This is a genomic window from Variovorax restrictus (assembly GCF_051216715.1).
Taxonomy (GTDB): Bacteria; Pseudomonadota; Gammaproteobacteria; order Burkholderiales; family Burkholderiaceae_C; genus Variovorax.
Map to the genome: position 1 here is coordinate 60,040 of NZ_JBPJZH010000005.1, position 16,926 is coordinate 76,965.

Annotated in this window: 20 protein-coding genes; 12 read left to right on the top strand and 8 right to left on the bottom strand. The window is 62.9% G+C overall.

What is annotated here, in order from left to right:
• Window positions 1-270 precede the first annotated feature (270 nt).
• A complete protein-coding gene (locus ACSFA0_RS22695; protein ID WP_435452536.1) occupies window positions 271-1,746 on the top strand; it encodes a hypothetical protein in 1,476 nt (491 codons plus the stop codon).
• A gap of 96 nt (window positions 1,747-1,842) precedes the next feature.
• The gene (locus tag ACSFA0_RS22700; protein WP_435452537.1) at window positions 1,843-2,262 is read left to right on the top strand and encodes a hypothetical protein; all 420 of its coding nucleotides are present in this window, start codon (window positions 1,843-1,845) and stop codon (window positions 2,260-2,262) included.
• A 31-nt stretch (window positions 2,263-2,293) separates the two neighbouring features.
• On the opposite strand, the gene ACSFA0_RS22705 is transcribed toward ACSFA0_RS22700, so the two are convergent.
• A complete protein-coding gene (locus ACSFA0_RS22705; protein ID WP_435452538.1) occupies window positions 2,294-2,908 on the bottom strand; it encodes a hypothetical protein in 615 nt (204 codons plus the stop codon).
• 187 nt (window positions 2,909-3,095) lie between these two features.
• Here ACSFA0_RS22705 and ACSFA0_RS22710 point away from each other — a divergent pair, with 187 nt between their 5' ends.
• Window positions 3,096-3,749, top strand: a complete 654-nt coding sequence (locus ACSFA0_RS22710; protein ID WP_435452539.1) for a hypothetical protein — start codon at window positions 3,096-3,098, stop codon at window positions 3,747-3,749.
• Window positions 3,750-4,285: 536 nt separating this feature from the next.
• Here the strand turns inward: ACSFA0_RS22710 and ACSFA0_RS22715 are convergent.
• A complete protein-coding gene (locus ACSFA0_RS22715; protein WP_435452540.1) occupies window positions 4,286-4,873 on the bottom strand; it encodes a hypothetical protein in 588 nt (195 codons plus the stop codon).
• Window positions 4,874-4,964: 91 nt separating this feature from the next.
• Between ACSFA0_RS22715 and ACSFA0_RS22720 the strand changes: the two genes are divergently transcribed.
• From ACSFA0_RS22720 to ACSFA0_RS22735, 4 genes are all read left to right on the top strand, one after another.
• On the top strand, window positions 4,965-5,915 hold the full coding sequence (locus tag ACSFA0_RS22720; protein ID WP_435452541.1) for a hypothetical protein: 951 nt from the start codon (window positions 4,965-4,967) through the stop codon (window positions 5,913-5,915).
• 68 nt (window positions 5,916-5,983) lie between these two features.
• Entirely contained in the window at window positions 5,984-6,730 is a 747-nt protein-coding gene (locus ACSFA0_RS22725; RefSeq protein ID WP_435452542.1) for a hypothetical protein, read from the top strand.
• A gap of 155 nt (window positions 6,731-6,885) precedes the next feature.
• Window positions 6,886-7,362 carry a hypothetical protein gene (locus tag ACSFA0_RS22730; protein WP_435452543.1) on the top strand — a complete coding sequence of 159 codons (477 nt, stop codon included), beginning with the start codon at window positions 6,886-6,888 and terminating at the stop codon, window positions 7,360-7,362.
• A gap of 32 nt (window positions 7,363-7,394) precedes the next feature.
• Window positions 7,395-8,063, top strand: a complete 669-nt coding sequence (locus ACSFA0_RS22735) for a hypothetical protein (RefSeq protein WP_435452544.1) — start codon at window positions 7,395-7,397, stop codon at window positions 8,061-8,063.
• On the opposite strand, the gene ACSFA0_RS22740 is transcribed toward ACSFA0_RS22735, so the two are convergent.
• Window positions 8,060-8,659, bottom strand: coding sequence for a hypothetical protein (locus tag ACSFA0_RS22740; RefSeq protein WP_435452545.1), 600 nt, complete (start codon window positions 8,657-8,659; stop codon window positions 8,060-8,062). The two genes, ACSFA0_RS22735 and ACSFA0_RS22740, sit on opposite strands and share 4 nt — an antisense overlap.
• A 145-nt stretch (window positions 8,660-8,804) precedes the next feature.
• Between ACSFA0_RS22740 and ACSFA0_RS22745 the strand changes: the two genes are divergently transcribed.
• The 5 genes from ACSFA0_RS22745 to ACSFA0_RS22765 all read left to right on the top strand — a co-directional run bounded on the left by ACSFA0_RS22745 (window position 8,805) and on the right by ACSFA0_RS22765 (window position 11,861).
• Window positions 8,805-9,494: an NUDIX hydrolase gene (locus ACSFA0_RS22745; RefSeq protein ID WP_435452546.1), complete on the top strand. Its 690-nt coding sequence runs from the start codon at window positions 8,805-8,807 to the stop codon at window positions 9,492-9,494.
• Between the two features lie 38 nt (window positions 9,495-9,532).
• A complete protein-coding gene (locus ACSFA0_RS22750) occupies window positions 9,533-10,003 on the top strand; it encodes a hypothetical protein (RefSeq protein ID WP_435452547.1) in 471 nt (156 codons plus the stop codon).
• A 175-nt stretch (window positions 10,004-10,178) separates the two neighbouring features.
• Window positions 10,179-10,799 carry an ankyrin repeat domain-containing protein gene (locus ACSFA0_RS22755; RefSeq protein ID WP_435452548.1) on the top strand — a complete coding sequence of 207 codons (621 nt, stop codon included), beginning with the start codon at window positions 10,179-10,181 and terminating at the stop codon, window positions 10,797-10,799.
• Between the two features lie 77 nt (window positions 10,800-10,876).
• Window positions 10,877-11,371, top strand: a complete 495-nt coding sequence (locus tag ACSFA0_RS22760) for a hypothetical protein (RefSeq protein ID WP_435452549.1) — start codon at window positions 10,877-10,879, stop codon at window positions 11,369-11,371.
• A gap of 82 nt (window positions 11,372-11,453) precedes the next feature.
• A complete protein-coding gene (locus ACSFA0_RS22765) occupies window positions 11,454-11,861 on the top strand; it encodes a hypothetical protein (RefSeq protein WP_435452550.1) in 408 nt (135 codons plus the stop codon).
• Between the two features lie 453 nt (window positions 11,862-12,314).
• Here ACSFA0_RS22765 and ACSFA0_RS22770 read toward each other — a convergent pair whose 3' ends face one another.
• The 5 genes from ACSFA0_RS22770 to ACSFA0_RS22790 form a co-directional block, all read right to left on the bottom strand.
• The gene (locus tag ACSFA0_RS22770) at window positions 12,315-12,920 is read right to left on the bottom strand and encodes a hypothetical protein (RefSeq protein ID WP_435452551.1); all 606 of its coding nucleotides are present in this window, start codon (window positions 12,918-12,920) and stop codon (window positions 12,315-12,317) included.
• 61 nt (window positions 12,921-12,981) lie between these two features.
• Window positions 12,982-14,484, bottom strand: coding sequence for an ADP-ribosyltransferase-containing protein (locus ACSFA0_RS22775; RefSeq protein WP_435452552.1), 1,503 nt, complete (start codon window positions 14,482-14,484; stop codon window positions 12,982-12,984).
• Window positions 14,477-14,935, bottom strand: coding sequence for a hypothetical protein (locus ACSFA0_RS22780; protein ID WP_435452553.1), 459 nt, complete (start codon window positions 14,933-14,935; stop codon window positions 14,477-14,479). The genes ACSFA0_RS22775 and ACSFA0_RS22780 overlap by 8 nt, the downstream gene beginning before the upstream one ends.
• Window positions 14,936-15,017: 82 nt before the next feature.
• Window positions 15,018-15,548, bottom strand: a complete 531-nt coding sequence (locus ACSFA0_RS22785; protein WP_435452554.1) for an ADP-ribosyltransferase-containing protein — start codon at window positions 15,546-15,548, stop codon at window positions 15,018-15,020.
• Window positions 15,545-16,657, bottom strand: a complete 1,113-nt coding sequence (locus ACSFA0_RS22790) for an ADP-ribosyltransferase-containing protein (RefSeq protein ID WP_435452555.1) — start codon at window positions 16,655-16,657, stop codon at window positions 15,545-15,547. Before ACSFA0_RS22790 ends, ACSFA0_RS22785 begins: the two co-directional genes overlap by 4 nt.
• Window positions 16,658-16,926 lie beyond the last annotated feature (269 nt).

Genomic DNA, 16,926 nt, shown 5'->3' on the forward strand with positions numbered 1-16,926 from the left:
AACGGCGACAAAAGCGCTCCCCACTTCGCAGACACTACGCTCGGCAGCGGCCGCTGATTGCAGCAGACCTACTAAGAACTCTCCCGAATTCGCGCTCATGACTCAACGTTCGCCCTCCTGCAGGTTCAGCACTACTGACAGCTTCTCGTCACCAGTGCACCAGTGCAGCTTCGTTCGGACCTCTGGCGGTGGCGCGCACAGCGTCATGGCGCTGGCGCTGGTCCGCGCAGCTAATAGCGAACTCAGGCGGTTGCGCGTCAAGAGGCCTTCGTGAACACCTCCATCAATGAGCGTGCCGCCGCGGCAATAGCCAAAGACACGCCGAACCTGTTTGCCGAGGTCGAGAAGCTCGTAGCAGCTTCAGACACGGCCAGCCTCAAGGCAGTTTGCAGTGCCATCCTCAACCTCCGATCTCCGTTGGAGGGGGACATTCAGCGGCAGGTGGCTCATGCACCGGTCGCATGGCTGGTCAGAGGCAGCGCGGCTGAAAAGAAGTTCGCCGGTCAGTGGCTGCTCCTCATGCGTGCAACACGCGAGATGGCTGAAGAGAGCCTGGCGCTGCTTTCAGCTGAAGAGGTTATCGATCCAGCGCGCGCGCATGCGCTCCTGGACCTGTCAGTGCCGTGCCTCGAGCGCACTGATGAGTTGATCTCTCCCCTTGTCCTGCGGGTCCTTGACGTTGGAACGCGCGCCCAGCACACGCCAGGTACGGCCGAGCTTGAGGCTCGCAACCTTATGCGAGCCATCCTCAGCTGCAACTTTCAGGTGACCGGCCACGTACTACGCCCGTTCCAGAGCGTTCGAGGCACAGGGCGCGACTCGAGCCCGTTCGGCCGTCTGGCGCCGCCTGCCTACAGTGCGGGTGCTGAGGAGGACGAGATCCATCCGGAGCAGCCCGACCCAGCGCAACGCCATCCGCGGCCCGAGCGTCCGGAGCTCGCCCCAGCCGTCCGACGACTCAATCTCATTGAGGAAGTGCTTCAGCGCAGCATGTCCCGACGCGGTGGATGGCTGGAGATGCTTGCCGAGGTCTACGGCAAGGATCTGCCAGAGTTCCGCGCGTCCGCAGAAGGTGCGATGCGAGGCCTGGTAGCGAAGGGGCTGGAGGCACATGGCGACTTCGACCAGCGTCTGCAGCCTCTGCTGATGGGCTGGCTGGACAAACCTGTGGCAACCGAGCTCCTGTCGGCGCCAGTCAAGTACCACTGGTTCGAGGGTGGCCACGTAATGAGCCAGACGCGCGCGTTCATCAGTGTGGTTGCATGCCTCTCCAGGGTTGCAGAAGGGCAGGCGCTTGCAATCGTTGATGCGCTGTACGCGGCGGGCGTCGATTTGGACACGATCGTCCTCGAGCGACGCACGAGCCGTAGCGCCATGACGGACTTGGGCGATGTCTCGGAAGGACCCGAGTACGTGACGTGGAAGGGCACGTTTTTGCACCAAGCGATCGCCGCGGGGAGCAAAGCGCTTGTGGCCAAGCTGCTGGTCCACGGTTGCGACCCGACCAAGGTCGCCGTCTGGGGATGGCAGACGGACGCCGGCGACTCACGCCGGATGATGGATGGATTCGAGCTCGCGCTGGCAAACGGCGTGATGGACGATGGACCGATCGTGCAGCCTGATTGCCCAGAGCGGGCAGGATTGGATCAGCTCCTGAAAGACTGGACTCAGCTTGCGAGGAGCGCGCCGCCATCTGAATTCATGGGGTCGGAAGAGTCGCGTCACGCCCCGCCGCACACGGAATAGCTTTACGACAGGGTAGAGTGGTCGCCTCTGAACGAACCCCCTGCAAACGTGCTCACTTCTCTGCGCCCATATAGCCTTGCTCGTGCTGGCCGTCTCATGGCCATCACGTGTGCTGCCGGAATGCTCGCTGCATGCGCCACGCACACCCACCCGATCGCCGCGAAGGATGCACGTCCGGTGCCGGCGGATCGCATTCTTGGACCGAAAGGGCAGTCGCAGCCGGGCCTGGGCCGGCTGGTCGTAACGCGCGACTCCGGCAGCGTCGGCGGGCTGTGCTTCATCCAGCTGACGCTCAACGGCAAGCCCGCAGCGAGATTTGACGCCGCCGAGACGGCGGAATTCTTCGTCCCTGCAGGCGAAGTCCTGCTCAAGGTGGGCTCTGACGCAGCGGGATCTGCGCTTTGCAGTGGTGGCTTCTCGGTGCAGCGCGAATCGACGATCAAGTCGGGCGAGACGAAAAGCTTCAGGATCTTCCGGACGCTCGATACCGTGGATATTCAGCGCGCCAACGACTAGAACGTTCTTGTCGGGGCTGACTTCTGCGAGGTCAGTATTTGGCGGCCTGAGCGGAGATGTCTTGCCCAATAAACCCGTCCTCCCGCATCGTGACCTCCATGATGGACTGGCCGGTGAAAGCTCGACTTTGCACCAGGGGATAAAACAGGTAATACACCCAGGCGGCCACGACGACCATGGGCATCAACTTGGCCAGGGTGCTTGAAGGCAGAAAGCTTGCAGCGGCTACCGTCGCTACGAAGAGTGCTAGCGTCGAGAATCCGGCCCCGACGCCGAAGGCCATAGGGCTTCTTAGCAGTCGCATGCGGGTGCTGGAGATCCTGCCCATGACCTTCGCACATTGCGTGGCCAGCTGAGGAAAGTACGATTTTTCCCCCTGAGTCTCCACCGCATAGATTGCCCCTGTCAGGCGATCACCCACGCGGTAGCGCAGCACGTAGAGCGTCGCCTCCTGGCCGACCTGGACTTTGTCGGCCAATCGGGCTGGCGTGTAGAGGAGTGCGAAATGAACTTCGACACCATCACTGTCCCGCACCGTCACGCCTTGCCGTGCGACCAGTTCCCGATCGCGCCCAATGACCTCGCCCTGGGTCGTGAGAACGCCGCGAATCTTGATGTACTTCAAGCCCTTGTTGAACCCAAACATGCGTTCTCTCCGTTTATCGTACCTAAATCCGTCAACGGCCACATTTGCCGTCCGATCGATAATGCTTGACCGCCCTTCGAATTCTAAGGGAGCATCAGACAGAATTCGGTGTCGGCATTTGATGCGCGGTGCATTTTTTAAGCGATTCCCTAATTTCCTCCCATTCCCAATCCGCTGCGAACGCAACATGAACAATGAACAGAAATTTCTAGCTGCCCTCGCCGGTGTCATCAACCCCGGATGGGACATTCATATCCTGAGCGACCGCGCGGATGCCGGCGCTCTACGTGCGTTCGACACATATTTCTACGTGGTCGACGTCGCTACGGGATGGTTCGCAGCAGGTGGACTGGGCGCCATGAGTGCAAGCCAAGCCCGTTCGATGGGTCGCGAGAGGACAAAGGCGGTTTTCGAGTTGGAGGAGGGGTTCCGGGGAGTCTCCGAAGCAGCTGGCCTCGTCATTACTCATTGTGGAGAGAGTGGACCTGCCTCATCGGCCGCGGACACACAGGCCGCCATTTCGCTTTCATTTGCCGCGATGACGGAGACGAAAACCTTCGCCGCAGCGGTGGAGCGCAACCTCAAGGCGGGTGCGCCTGAGATTGCTGGGCACTGGGTGTATCTCGCGTACAAAGCATCGCAGCGCGTAACGCTCCGCCCGGTGTGGGTTACTGAAGGCATGTTTCCCGGTGTACCGACCGGGAAGTTCATGGAGCCACACGTGCTTGAAGCTTTTGTGAGGACAGTCATCCAGGGAGACACGACAAGCCCAACTTCATCCGTCGGGGCCATGCTTCGGAATGATGGCGGGGCGATCGTCGCGAAGCGCTGGCGTCCCTGATACCACGCCAGGCCTTCGGAACAGGTCGAGTGGACGCTGTGACTTGATCGTCGCGTCAGAAAAGACAGGCCTGCGCAGGTGCGCCCGGGGTCTCAGCTGCGGAAGAGGCCCACGCGAGCGCGTAATGCTCCGCCTCACGCGCGACGGCCAAATACTCTCTGCTCGGCGTCTTTGTGATCTCTTGCCCAGGCACGTAGGCCGCCCAGATGCGCGCGCGCAACTCCGCCGGCAACGCATACCAGTGCCCCTGACAGCCCCACCGCTTAGGCGGGACATCGCTGGTGCAGCCTGGCCAGTGGCAGGTGTGTTTCGACATGGGAGCGGCTTGGCGGAGTAGAGACTCACCAGGATATCGGAGGTGAACGTGCGGGAAGGCTTTCACGGGTCCCGCAAATCCTTTTTTCGCCCAGCAAGCCGCGTCGAATCGCGAATCGTCAACATTGGTCGACGAGATGTTCGGTGCTCACACCTCATACAGTCCCGCCGTCGCTGTTTGCCCGAACGGCGCCACTCGGCCGGCCCTGTGGCCATCGTAGTTACGGTGAGAGCCGACCCTTGGGCCGCCCGGGCTCCAATACGAGGCTAGGCAACCTAATCGCGCCGGAACGCAGCTGCGCTATCAGCTGCGCGCATTCACTGAGGCGGCCAGGCTCGCGTTGTGGCGCGAGCATCTGCAGCTGTTCGAGCCCAGGTGACCAGCGCTCATCCGGCACGATCAGCTCCGGATACCGAATGGCAAACCATTGGAAGTAAATGAAAGTCTCCGGCGATGCGCCGTGCTTGAAGGGGTGATACAGCGCGATCGCATCCAGCAACGAGAAGTGGATCAGCTCCTCGCGCAGATCCAGTTCGCCGTAGGGGTCCTTGTCCGCATGCTTCAAGAAATTCCGGGCCTTGTTAATGGTGTCAAGCCAGCGCGTCTTGTACGTAACCCGCACCAGCGCGTTGTCGACCATGACGCTCTTGAGGCCCGACCTCTGGCTCAGGGCGAACAACACCTCGGTAGCAGCCTCGGACAAGGTGAGCACAGAGACGAGGTCGCCACCACCGAAGAAGATCTGGATTGCTTGGTGGAGCTGTCGCTCAGCGACATCGAACTTGGTGAGGCGATTGGGTGAGTGCATCGGCTTCGAATCCCCTGGGCTAGATTTGCCCACATTAGCGCTAAAGTACCCTGTTGCTCCGGATCACCCGAGCTCTACGCGGAAGGGGATTATGGCTACCCAGGCAGAACTACTAGCGCAGATTCGATCCTTGGAAGAGGCTTCCGCTCGCCTTAAGGCGGAGCTGGAGGAGCAGAAGCACCTGGACGCCGCGGCGGTATTCGCTGCTTCGCTTCTGTACGACGAGAGCAATCCTCTAGATCGCCGGGTAGCGACGGTTGATGTTGCGCACGCCGTTGCATCCTTGGCACGCGTGGAGGACGCCGTGCGGTCGATCGCAGTGGATCTGGGGCGACATCCCCTCACTTCCAGCGACCCCCAATCCACTGCTGGCGTCGAACGTACTCTTGATGAGCTGTATGAGCTCGTTTCTGGGTTGCTCGAGGCCACCACGTTCGTTGCGCAGCTCGAAGCAGCGGCGGAAGAGACTTCGGCTGGGGCCAAGGGAGATGCCGTTGATAACCGTGGCTTGGCTGAGACTGTGGCACAGCGCCGTAAGACTCTCGAGGTGCATGCCAAAAATGTCTGGAAGATTGGCCTCACTCTGTCCTACGTTGAAAGAGAGCTCGGAGATCTGGAGCGTCAGAACGCTGAGAAACGTGAGCTGAGGATCAACCAGACACTCGACTATCGCCGCGACGGCTATGAGATCAGCCATGACAGGCAACTCGCTGTCCTGACACATTCGACACGAGGGGCCTTGGCTTGTGTGACCATGATCCTGCGGCTTGCGAACAAAGCCCTGTATGAGGTCGACGGGCTACTGGAATCTGAGGCGCTGCCTGCTGCCAGCACGACCGCCGATGGCGAAGCACTGCTACACGTGATGTCTGCCTCGTTCGAGCAGTCACTTATGCAGTTGCGTGTGCTGGCGGTGGAAATGCTGAACCAGAGAATCGCGATGGCGCAGCTTGCAGCTTCTGTTGAAACTGTTGAGGCGCTACCCGTTGGCAGTGTCGAACGCATGGCGCCGGAAAGCGTCTCAGGTGCCGCCCAATTTTGAAGTTTGACCTTCGCCTCGTACGCTCGGGGGATGAACACATTTGATCATCGAGCTTCGGGGGCACGGCCATGACCAGCTGGTGCGGCATCTTGATGCGCAACCTGGACGGCCGGACCGGCCGGATCGATCACGAGAGCACCGGCTTCGCTCACATCGCGCTGCGGATCAAGCTCGACGACCCGGACGACGTTGCATCGGTTTGGGTGCAGCGCAATGCCGACACGACCGATGGCGGCGAGATCTGCTGGTACTGGAACTCTGACCCCGCCGGCGACGCACCAGCGCGTTGGTTGCTTCTCGGCGACCACAACCCCGAGGGAGCCGCCGCCATCGCGGGGCGGCTCCCTCCCTACACCCCAGCACTCTTCGACGCGTTGAGCAAACAGGCCAAAGCCAGCTACGAGCAGTTGCTGATCGCGAACCCACCCGGCACGATCCACGGTGGACGCAACCTTGCACGAGCTCGGATGGAGCGAACCGCTGCGTGCGCAGCCTGGATGCGGGCAAATGGCCATGAGTCGCTCAGTCACGTCGGCCCTTACGGGGATATCCCGAAGGCCGGTTCCAAGGTCACGGTGAGCCGTGGATCCGTCGTGCGAGCGACCGGCGGGCAAAAGAAGGAGCCGGTCGCGCTAACCCGACGCCAAACCGTGACGCTAAGGTCGGTCGACGCGGGCTGGGTAGACGTGTCAGGACCGGAGGCGACGTGTGTGCGTCAGCCGACCGTTCGGTGGTCGGGCACGGGCGGGTACTGGCATTCGACGGACGTCACGAACGTCGAGGGCTTCGGCCTGCCGGTTGAGGCTTCCGCGTGAGTGCGCCAGTGCGCGCTTCGCGCCGCGGCGCTGACATCACCGCTGCGCACGAGGCGCAACCGCACGGCCGCACGCCCTCAGCAGTTGCGATGCCGCGGCGTCGGCGCAACTATGCAGACCCGAGTCCCAAGTGGCACCAGGCGTGGACGATCGACGTGTCCGAGCGCCTGGCCGCGCATGCCTCAGGCGTCGCGTTCGATTTTCGCCCTGGCATCAGCGGTGGGGAGCGCCAGCCAGAGGTGGTCGACTCGCCCTGCCTGAAGTGGCACGGCCTGCTGCGCGATGGGACGCCTGGCTCGAGCCAGACGCCAGGGCGCTTGACGCGGCTGTGTCTCGAGGCTGCGGTGCTCTTCGGCGAGAGGGCTTGGGACGCATGCCAGGACTGCACCCAATCAACTGCAGAGCACGACTACTACATGGTCGAAGACGAGCTCTGGGAGCGCGCACATCCTGCACGTTGGGGCATGTTGTGCCTGGCTTGTCTCGAACACCGGATCAAGCGTCCCCTTGTCGCCGCAGACTTCATCGACGCCCCAGTCAACGCCTGGAATGCTAAGGTTTGTGCGATTCGTGAGGAGGCGCGGTCGGTGCCGACTGCAGAGCGCGCCACGCCGGAGGTAGCGTCGCTGTGACGACAGTAGATCTCGACCCTGCACGAGTCCTGGTGAGCCTTCCGTCGGGGGGCAAGAGGACGATCTCGCCTGTCGTTCTCACGGAGCTACTCGCGATCCCGCCGTTGAAAGGTACGGACAGTGCGCGCTGGGATGCGCATTGGCATGAATTCAACCGCACGCCAGGGAACATCCTGCCGATCACGCCAGGGTTCGGCACAGACCTGTTGCAGCAAGACGCGGCGCTCGAAGCTTGGACGGCCGGCCAGGGATTTGCTGGCGTCATGGACAACTGCTCGCTGCACGCATGTGCTGGGTCAGGCTTCCACACTGACGCTGACTTCTTTCCGGACTCGGTGTTTTGCATTTGTTGGTTGTCGGAGCCTGCAGGGTGGGATCTCTACTTCCCATTTCTCGATCGCCGCGTGCCGCTGGAGCGGGGCACTGTGGTGCTGTTCGACTCCGCACAGCCGCATGGCGTGGTGCAGGATGGGCAGACGGCTTTCGACGGCGGGGCGTTCGCGGGCAGGGCGCCTGGGTACTTCCTGTCGCTCGATTTCGAGGCCTCGAACAAGGTTCGACGGCGCCTGGCGATCAAAAAGATGTCGTCAAGAGGACGTGCGGGCTTTCATACCTTGGGCTCTGACGGTGAGCGACATGCGTGCAAGGACACGGTGGACGCGACCACGGGTCGCTGGTCGGGTCAACTGAGTGCCACCTAGGCCAGGCTCAGGGTGCCGCGCGACCTGCGGGTCTTGGTGAGAAAGCGCGACATGTGGGTGCGCGCTGTGCGGATCTCCTCAACCGCGTCGATGGCCATCTGCGCCGACTCAGCCTGATCAACAGACTCGCTCCACGTCTTTTCATGGTGCCGGCGCGTCGCAAACGGGGAGGCGATCGGACGCGCGAGCCCTGTGCTAGACAACCGGTGGCCGCTCAGCAGTACGAAGCCGACGCACGCGGCCACCTTGCTCCCGGGTGACGGCAGGTCCATGTGCACTTCGGCAGCGCATCCCGCCCAGTCTGCAGTACGCTGCGCAAAATCATGGAGCGCGACGATCGCCTGACCCTTGCTCAGGTGCGACGGGATGGGCGCTTTCAGCTCCCACATCGTGGGGTTCCAGCAGTGCCCATGATCCAGCGCGTTCCGCCAGAGTTGCCGGCGCTGCCAATGCACACCCGCGGGCGGGTAGTAGAGGGCATGCGCATGGTGTACCCGCATAGGCGCGCCCGAGCGCCGGTAATCCGAGACGCTCAGCGCGTTTCGCTCGCCATGCTGCCAGCCACGTTCAATCGGAGAGATATCGAGATCAAGCATGTCCAGGTTATAGGCCTGGTGCTGGTCCGCTGCAATTAATGGCCGTTTCCACGCGTGGCGACAGCGGCCGGGGTGCGGTTTTTTGCGCGATTTTGGCGCATCAACATAATCGACCGCCTCCTATACAGATTCGCTGGTCGTCCACATGCACTATGTCACCGGGCTAGTTTTCACCGAACAGATGAAGCACGTTCTGGTCGTTAGCGTCGACACGGGGCTGCGCGAGGCCCCGCACTTCCACGCTCCTGTCGAACCAGTGAGGCGCTGGGCGGCAGTCACGACCGAGATCTTTCCAGGCGAGGCGCCGGCGGACGCGATGGCACGCGGGACGAAGGAGCAGACGGGATTCGACATGCCGGCGACGAGTTGGCGCCCGGTATTCACTCGGCGCCGCGCGGACGGCAACGCCGAAGTCGGCTTCGCCGCGTTCAGCGACAGGCTGCTTGGCGATGAGATGCACCACAGCAACCGTTCGCTCCCTGCGCACGTCACCGTTTTTCCACTCTCGGAACTGCTTCGCCGCTTTCACAACACTCCGAAGTCGCTGGACCCCGACTTCCTGACCCACATGGGCCTGGCCAAGGCTGCCCAGCACCAGCGGCGCCCTCTGGTGCACATGGATCACCAAGTCGAACTTGCCGCTGACCCGGCGATCGACCCTGCCTTCCTCCCTGCCGACGAGGCCGACCTGAGTGAGGCTGAGCGCGTTCGGGCGTTGGTACGACGCAGCAAGTCCGACACCCGAGCGTCGCTGACTGTCGACCAGGCGCGTGCCTTACTCGACAGCGCGCTGTCCACGGTGCTCACGAACCGAACGGCGCGCCAGCGTCCCTGAGCTGCTTTCCGACCGACGACCACCACGGAAGAAACCCAGTGCAATTGCAAGCCGCATCCTCCGACCGCAAGGCCCTGACCCCGACGCTTGGCAGCGTCATGGGCGGCAGTGCTTCCGATTACGACCTGGGATTTGTCGAATCACTGGTCGACGCGATCGCCAGCGTTGCCGGGGGCTACATTGCCGGCTCGGTGCGCCTGCATGGCATGACGCTCCTCTATGCGGACCCTGCCGAGGCTCACGATGGCTACATGGAGTTTCTGATCGCGAAGGACGGACTCCCTCCCATCGCGTTCGGCGTCGAGTTCGGCGGGAAGGAGCATTCCAGTTTCCCCTTCGATTCCTTGACACTGGAGGCGCTACAGGAGGCTGCCGGTCTCGGCGACCCGGTGAACGGGATGGCCACAGTCCTCAACTTCGATGAGCTATGGCTCTTTGCGAACCTGCTCACGAAGCGCCTCGCCTTCGTAGAGGTCTCCCTCGCTTTCGGCGGAATGGGCGGCCTGTGATGCAGGGCGTGATGCACATGCAAGACCGTTCGCGCATGTCGGCGCAGAGAGCAGGGCGCTGACGGCAATGGGACTCTCCGTTGACGAAGCCCTCGCCGGCGAACTGCTTCACGCGATCGTCATGATGGACGTTCCGAGAGCGCGCTCAGTGCTGGCGCGCGGTGCGGACCCCACGATGCTCGACGTGGAGTTTCCGCTCGCGTGGCAGTGGATCCGCCGATCGCCGGAGCGCTCGTCTCTGATGCACGACGCCGTGCTGCTGTCCAGCGCCAGGCGCGGGCGCGAAGATCGCCTCGACATGATCGACCTTTTGCTCGAGTACGGGGCGCCATGGGACGGCGCGAATTACGACGGCTACACGCCTTTGCACAACGCCGCGCTCGTGAATCACGCGCCAGCCGCACAGCGCCTGCTGGCGCTGGGTGCAGACGTCGATGCCGTGAGCAAGAAGAACTACACCCCCCTGCAGGCCGCGATCTTCTACGAGAGCGGTGATGTGGCCGAGGCTCTGCTGACGCACGGCGCATCGACACGGATCCGCAACCACCACGGCGAAGACGCGATCGACTACGCCGAACGCGTAAACGTGGAGGTGGTCAGCATGCTGCGAAGTGCCGCCTCGCGTCGTGCGGCCGACGCGGCGATGCGGGCGCTGGATACCATCGTGGAATGCGAGACGGCAGAGCAGGCCGATCGCCTTGCTTTCGCACTGCGTGCGAAAGCGGCCGTTCGCGATATGACGCCCCGGCCTCATGTCGGCGCGTCCAACATGGCCCGTTTCCGGCGCATCGGCTGATCCCTGATCCCCGGGGTTGCACTGGCGGCCAGCAGGTCGAACTTGGCGCTTGCGTCGCCTGGACAGAGAATCTGTCCATGCAACACCAATTCGCCGCGTCGCCCAAAGAACACGGTGAGCTTGCTGCGGCGCCCGACACCCTTCAGATCCTCTGGAAGCTCGCGCAGAGTGCGCGGGCCGTCCATGAGCGGTCGCTAGAGGCGGCGCTTGGCGGACGCGACACAGCCGGCAGTTGCCTGTTCGCGAGCGTTCTGCTGGCCAGCACCATCAACCGCTTCTCCTCTTGGCACGCACGCATTCGTGGCGGATCGTTTCTGGCAGGCGCTGAGAGGCACGGGCACTACTGGGTGCAGGCCGGGCTGCACGGCGCCGAATTTGTCCTAGACATCTCCGCTGACCAGTTCGGTGCACCCGCCGTTCTCGTCTTGCCACTTGCGGTCGCCGACGGATACCTGCCGGAATCGGACGATGTCATTGCAGAGCACATCCGCCAGGCAGGGCTTCCGGACGTGCTGGTAGAAAAGACGCCGGCTCTTTCGGCCGTGGCCTCGGTCTGCATTAAATCGCAGTGATCGGGTCAACCGATGGCCTAATCCTCGTCAGGCTATCACCGCTAGCGAGAGCTGTCGACAGGCGCTTTTCACAACTTTAAACATGAAGAAGAAACTTTTATTCGGGCTTGTTGGCATTTTGTTTGTCGCAGCTGTGTCGTTGGCGTTTTCCGTGTGGAGGGCAATGCCCTCCGGCTTGCAGATAGAACTGACTGCAAAACTTGACCCTACCCTCTCGCCTTCAGAAAGACGACATCCCCGAGATTTCGCTGAGTGCGAAGAGCAAGTTGGGGTGATCTTGGATGAAGTGAATGCACTTCAAGGCGCGTTGGTGACGCGTGAACAAGCGGCCCTAAAGTCAAGCGACCCTCTTTTTCAGAAGACGGTTGAGCTCTGGTACGTCGACAAGTACGCGGCAGGCCCCTACGACCCCGTGTTCAAGCAATGCATGATTGCTCGAGGTCATGGCTTTTACAAAGAGATGACCAGAGTAACGTACAAGCGCCCTTAGATCTCGCGTGAGTGATTGGACAGCTATGAGGCTGCAGCCAAGTAAAGCACCACCTTCCGGATGTAGCCCTGAAGCGCGGCCGTGAGAATCGCCGGCTGAGACGTATTCGCCGGCGGTGTGCAGCTGCGTGGCCGCCGTCGTCACACCAACCTCTGAAAGCGAACGCATAGCCAGGTGCTCAAAGGGCAGCAACTGCGCCATGCGGCTCCCTACCTTGGCGAACTTGACGATGACATGGCCGAAATCCAGGGCGAGTACGCCGGCATCGCGCCCGCATACGACGTGCTCCCGATGCGGTACAACTCGATCGGAGGTGGAGTCGACTCTGCGCTGACGCCCGTCGAGCCCAAGGTCGGCACGATCGGCGCTCAGCCTCACGTCTGGGCCAGAGCGATGGAAGCAGCCGAACTGTTCTGGCTGGCGGTTGCAGAGGAGGGTCTCGCGGTACCGACGTCAGAAGAGATGAAGCAACTCGCCGGTGAGAACCTTGCCGTCGCGAAGGCGTTTGTTGCGCCCCTCCTGCCGTCCCAGGCGGCGGCTCGTAAGTCGGCGCGGCCGCGTTAGCCGAACACCTTGGCGCGAAAGCAGGCGCGGCCCGCGTCCGCTACGTCGTCGCTGTGCCCTGGGTCGCCCCCCCGCGTGCGACACCTCGTAGCCGTGAACGTACACGGTGGTCGTCCCCAGTTCTTTCCAGGCGACGTACGCTGCCAACAGGCGAGGCCCGAACGGCTGGCCATCCGCATCCGCCGCCAGCTGCCCGAAAGCGGCCGCACTGAGCCAGGTGGTTAGCAGAGGACGGCCATCTCCATCCTCTGCCATGCCCTGGAGGTTGACCGCAAGCGTCGTACCCCACGGCGTGGCCAGCAGCCAATCGATCAAGTCCCCCGTCTCGGCGATGAGTAGGGGTTGCGCACGCGGTGTGGGCACATCGATGTTCAGCAGCTGCGGCAGCGAGAGCGCCAACGCCTGCTGGCGGAGATCAGGATCTGCGAGCACCGTAAGCGTGCTCGCCTCGAAGCTCAGCGGCTTGTTGCGGTCGATCATGGCGAGCTTGGCCATAGTTAGCTCCTCAGGTTGGCCAAGGTCGAAAAGGACCGGCCGATGGGGTCCGCGCGCGACGTCATAGCTTCATGCGGGTCTTTGGCGCGTTCACGCGCGTCACGAAATCCAAGGCCTTGGCTGCGAGTTCGCGCGCCGAGGCGGGTCGGGATACCGGTGCGGCGGCGGGTTCCACGGCGCCGTAGATGCTGGTGCTGGTTGGGTCGTAGGGGCCCGGGTGATTTACACTTTTGATCTGCTCGGGCGAGAACACGGCGTAGGAGGTCCCACCACCTTCGTATCCATTGGGATAGGTGTAGCCGTCGAAGCCCTTCGCCATGAGAATGCCTTGCAGGTCGCCCGACTCGACCTCTGCCTCAGTGACCAGCCCGCGCGCCAACAGGTAGGGCCCGACGACCTCCTCGGACCAACTGCTGAAGTCCGTGTCGAAGCGGATGGGGTTGACCATGCGCAGATGGACGCTCATCACGATCGGGCCGCGCTTCTCTGCGGTGGTGCGGCTCCCGAAGTGAAAGCCGAACTCGCCGAACTGGAAGTCCGAGAACACTGCATCAGTGCCGTGGTGGACCACCAGAGGCTTGCCTGAAGGGTCGACCACCGTGCTGGGTCCGAACCATTGCTTGAACTCGGGAGAGGTTGTGCGGTCGGGGCTGGCAGTGGGGACGGCAGAAGGCCTGCCGACCAGTGCCTCCACTGTCACATCCCTCCGTTCCTTGGCAACCTGCAGGCGATGCCATCCGTCGATGATTTTTGCCCGACCGTCGGGGAGCAGTTCATAGATCGGACGCTCCAGGCGAGGCGCGGTGCGAACCAGGCTCAGACGTTCGCCCAGGCGCTCCGGCTCCGGAGCCTTGCCGTTGTCGATGACCGCGTCTACGGGAACGAGCGCAATCCGCCATTCCATCGCGAGGTCTTCATCCTCGAGCATGTAGGGTGCATCGCCGCTCGCGAGCTCGAGTGCGTCGTGCGTGCTGTCTACCCTGCGGCCGGCGGCGAACCAGCTTGGCGCGTCGTCTGCGCCACCGGTGATCACCTCGGACCGCGGACCTGGGGGCCCGGCCGTGCCGACGGCGCTCCGGATCTGCGCTGGCTCAAAGGCGACGTATTCATTTCCGTCGTAACGATCGAGCACGATCAGACCGTCGTGACCCCTGGCCTCCAGCTCGTGCCGAATGGCATCCCCTAGGTGGTGATATTCGTCCGCAGCCTTGGCAACCTGCTTCGCGCTGAAACCGAGCTCGCGCAGCAGCGCGATGTTCGTCGCGCGCTTGGTGCTCTTGACGGTGAAGGTATAGGGCGTCTGCAGCGCCAGGTAGACCGGCATGACGATGTCGCCACTGCCCCACTCGGTGTCCAGCGCCCGCTCGCGCGCGAAATCGGCAGCCGCGTCCGGGTTGGGCGTGAAGTACATGCCAGAGCCGTACCAGCCAGGGCCCTCCTTGAACTCGGTGAACACGGCGGCGGTCCCGTGATAGACCACCAGCGGCACCCCCCGCTCGTCGACCACCTTGCTACTGCCGAACCAGCGTTCGAACTCGATCGGGCCTGCCTGGGCTTCACCCATGGGGGATGACCTTTCGCGTCTGGGGCTGCGCTTGCAGCCAGCTGATCGCCGCCCGCGCACCGGCGCCGACCGTGTCTACGAGCGAAAACGCTGCCTCCGCGTGCGGCTGGCGCACCAACGCCTGGAACAGCTCGCTGGAGATTCCGACGGTGGCCTCGATCGTCGACTCGCCCGTGGTCAGCCGAGCTCCGATTCGGTGATTGCCATCCCAGGTCCATCCTCCCTGGCCATCGTCAAAGATGACCACAGGGCTCCTGATCGGCTCGGTCAGCATGTCGGCGAATCTGTCAGGGTCACCCTCGTCCGCCCACATCTGCACCTCGGCAGCGAACCACTTCTTGTCGACGGCGTCCCGCAAGCGCGAGATCGGATAGTCGGGGACGTGTATCCACGTGAGCATCTCCGGGCTGGCGTGCCCGGGCTCGCCGTCTCGGTACTGATCCGCGTACATGCAGGCGCTCGTGACTGCCGCACTGTCGGCTCGGAAGGCCAGAATGGATGGCAGACCTGCCTGCGATCGCGTCGGTTGCCGCTCAGCCACTGGGCGACACCTTCTTGCTCACGCTCCGGAGCATCTCGAGCGCCTCTACGGCTCTCGCCGCGCGCCGGTCGGTGATGTCCGGATCTGTAGGGTCGAACGCGCCGCTGTTGCCGTGCGCCGCCTTGATCTTCGTGGGGTCCCACACAGCGATCTCTCGAAGTTCGCCGTTCCAGTAGCCCATCATGCCGTCGTGCCCCTGCGATTCCCACTCCGCTCTTTGCGCTAGGGTGATCTCTTGCATGTCGATGCTGTCGCAGATGATCTTGGGGCTCTGGATCGCCAGAAACACCGGAATCAGGAACTGCGGGTCACCTTCAACCTCGCTGTCCATCTCGGCATACATGGCAGCATCAGCGGCCCGAGGGGTGAAGTAGGCGCCTTCCCCCATACCGTTGAACGTGCTGAAACTGGTCCGCCCTGCCTCCCAGGCCGGCAGTGCCGTCCCGTGATAGACCACCAAGGGGTTTCCTGCCTCATCGACGACCCGGCTGTTGCCGAACCACTTTGCGAAGTTGTGGTTCATACGGGCAACGCCTTGCGCACCGGCGCAGCGTGTGACGCGACGAAGGCGGCCGCACGAATAGCGCGCTGGTGCTGCGCTAGGTCGATGGAGCCGCGATCGCACATGTCGGGGTCATCCCTGCAAAACGCCCCTGCGTTGCCGGTTGCGCTCTTCGCCTGCCACGCATGGAAAGCGATCCAGTCCGTCCGCAGGTCATTCGTGTCGGACATGCACGCCTGGATCGAAACCCCGTCGTAACCCTGGTTCTCCAGCGCACGACGGAAGGCGATGACCCCGCCGGCGTCGACGAGCTGTTCCGTGAAATCGTCGTGCCCCTCAAATTCCGCAGGTGCGGCGATCGACAGGTAGACGGGGTAGATGACAGCGCCTTCGCCTGTCCTGCGGCTCGCCTGCTCTGCGAAGCTGTCCGCAGTCGACTCTGCACCTCCGATTTCGTAGTCGGCCCAGGTGCTCGGGGCGGCGAACCATGCGCCCATCTGGCCGGCCCAGTTCGGGTTCTTGGACGGGGCCGAGGTATCGAAGTGAGTTCGAAACGAATCGATCTCGGCTGCGCCGCCGTGAAATGCGATGAGCGGACGCCCCTGGAGGTCGACCACCTTGCTGTCGCCGAACCAGGCCTTGAAGGACGCCGACTCGACTTGCGGGCGCGTGAATGTGTCCAGCTGGCGCATGCCTGCAAACTCAGGTGCGCCAACACGCGATGCAAGCATGTCCCGGGACTGCTCTTTCAACGGGCCTACGAGATCCGCCAAGCGCCGGTATTCGGCGAAGTGAGGATGGACCGCCTCATCGAAGTCACCGCCCGGCGCCATCTTGTGTTGCGCCAGGTCACGCGCGATCTGCTTGACGACTTCGGGCTTGAGGTCGCCGAGGGGCCCCAGCTGATCAGCGAGAGAGCTCGCAACCTGGTTTCGCCCTCGACCCCAGGCCAAGCTAGCCGCCTGCTCGATTTCACGTATCCGGGCGTCAAGCGCGAGTTCGTCAGCGCCTGCAGGCAGGTAGGCTCCTCGCGGCAGGTCGCCGTTGTATCGATAGTGATCGCCCTGGACTATCCGTTCCGATTTATCGATATATTGGGCGGGGGAGTAGGGCGCATTTTCCGGGGGCATGTCCCATTTTCTTGGAACGCCAGAATTCTGCATTTTTGGCAGTCCTGCGGCGGCGCTGCGCAACGACGGCCATAGAGGCTGGTGCTGGTAGGCTAAAGCGAACCCAGGAGCACCCTCCATAAACCTGAACAGGCTCGTCTGCCCGGCGTGGATAGCTGTGTCATTTTCAGTTTTTGCATCCGCTCAAAGTGTGACTATTGGACGGCTGCCTCCCGAGCATACGGGGAAGATCGCGCTGCCGGAGGAGTGCCTGAGCTTCGAAGGGCGGT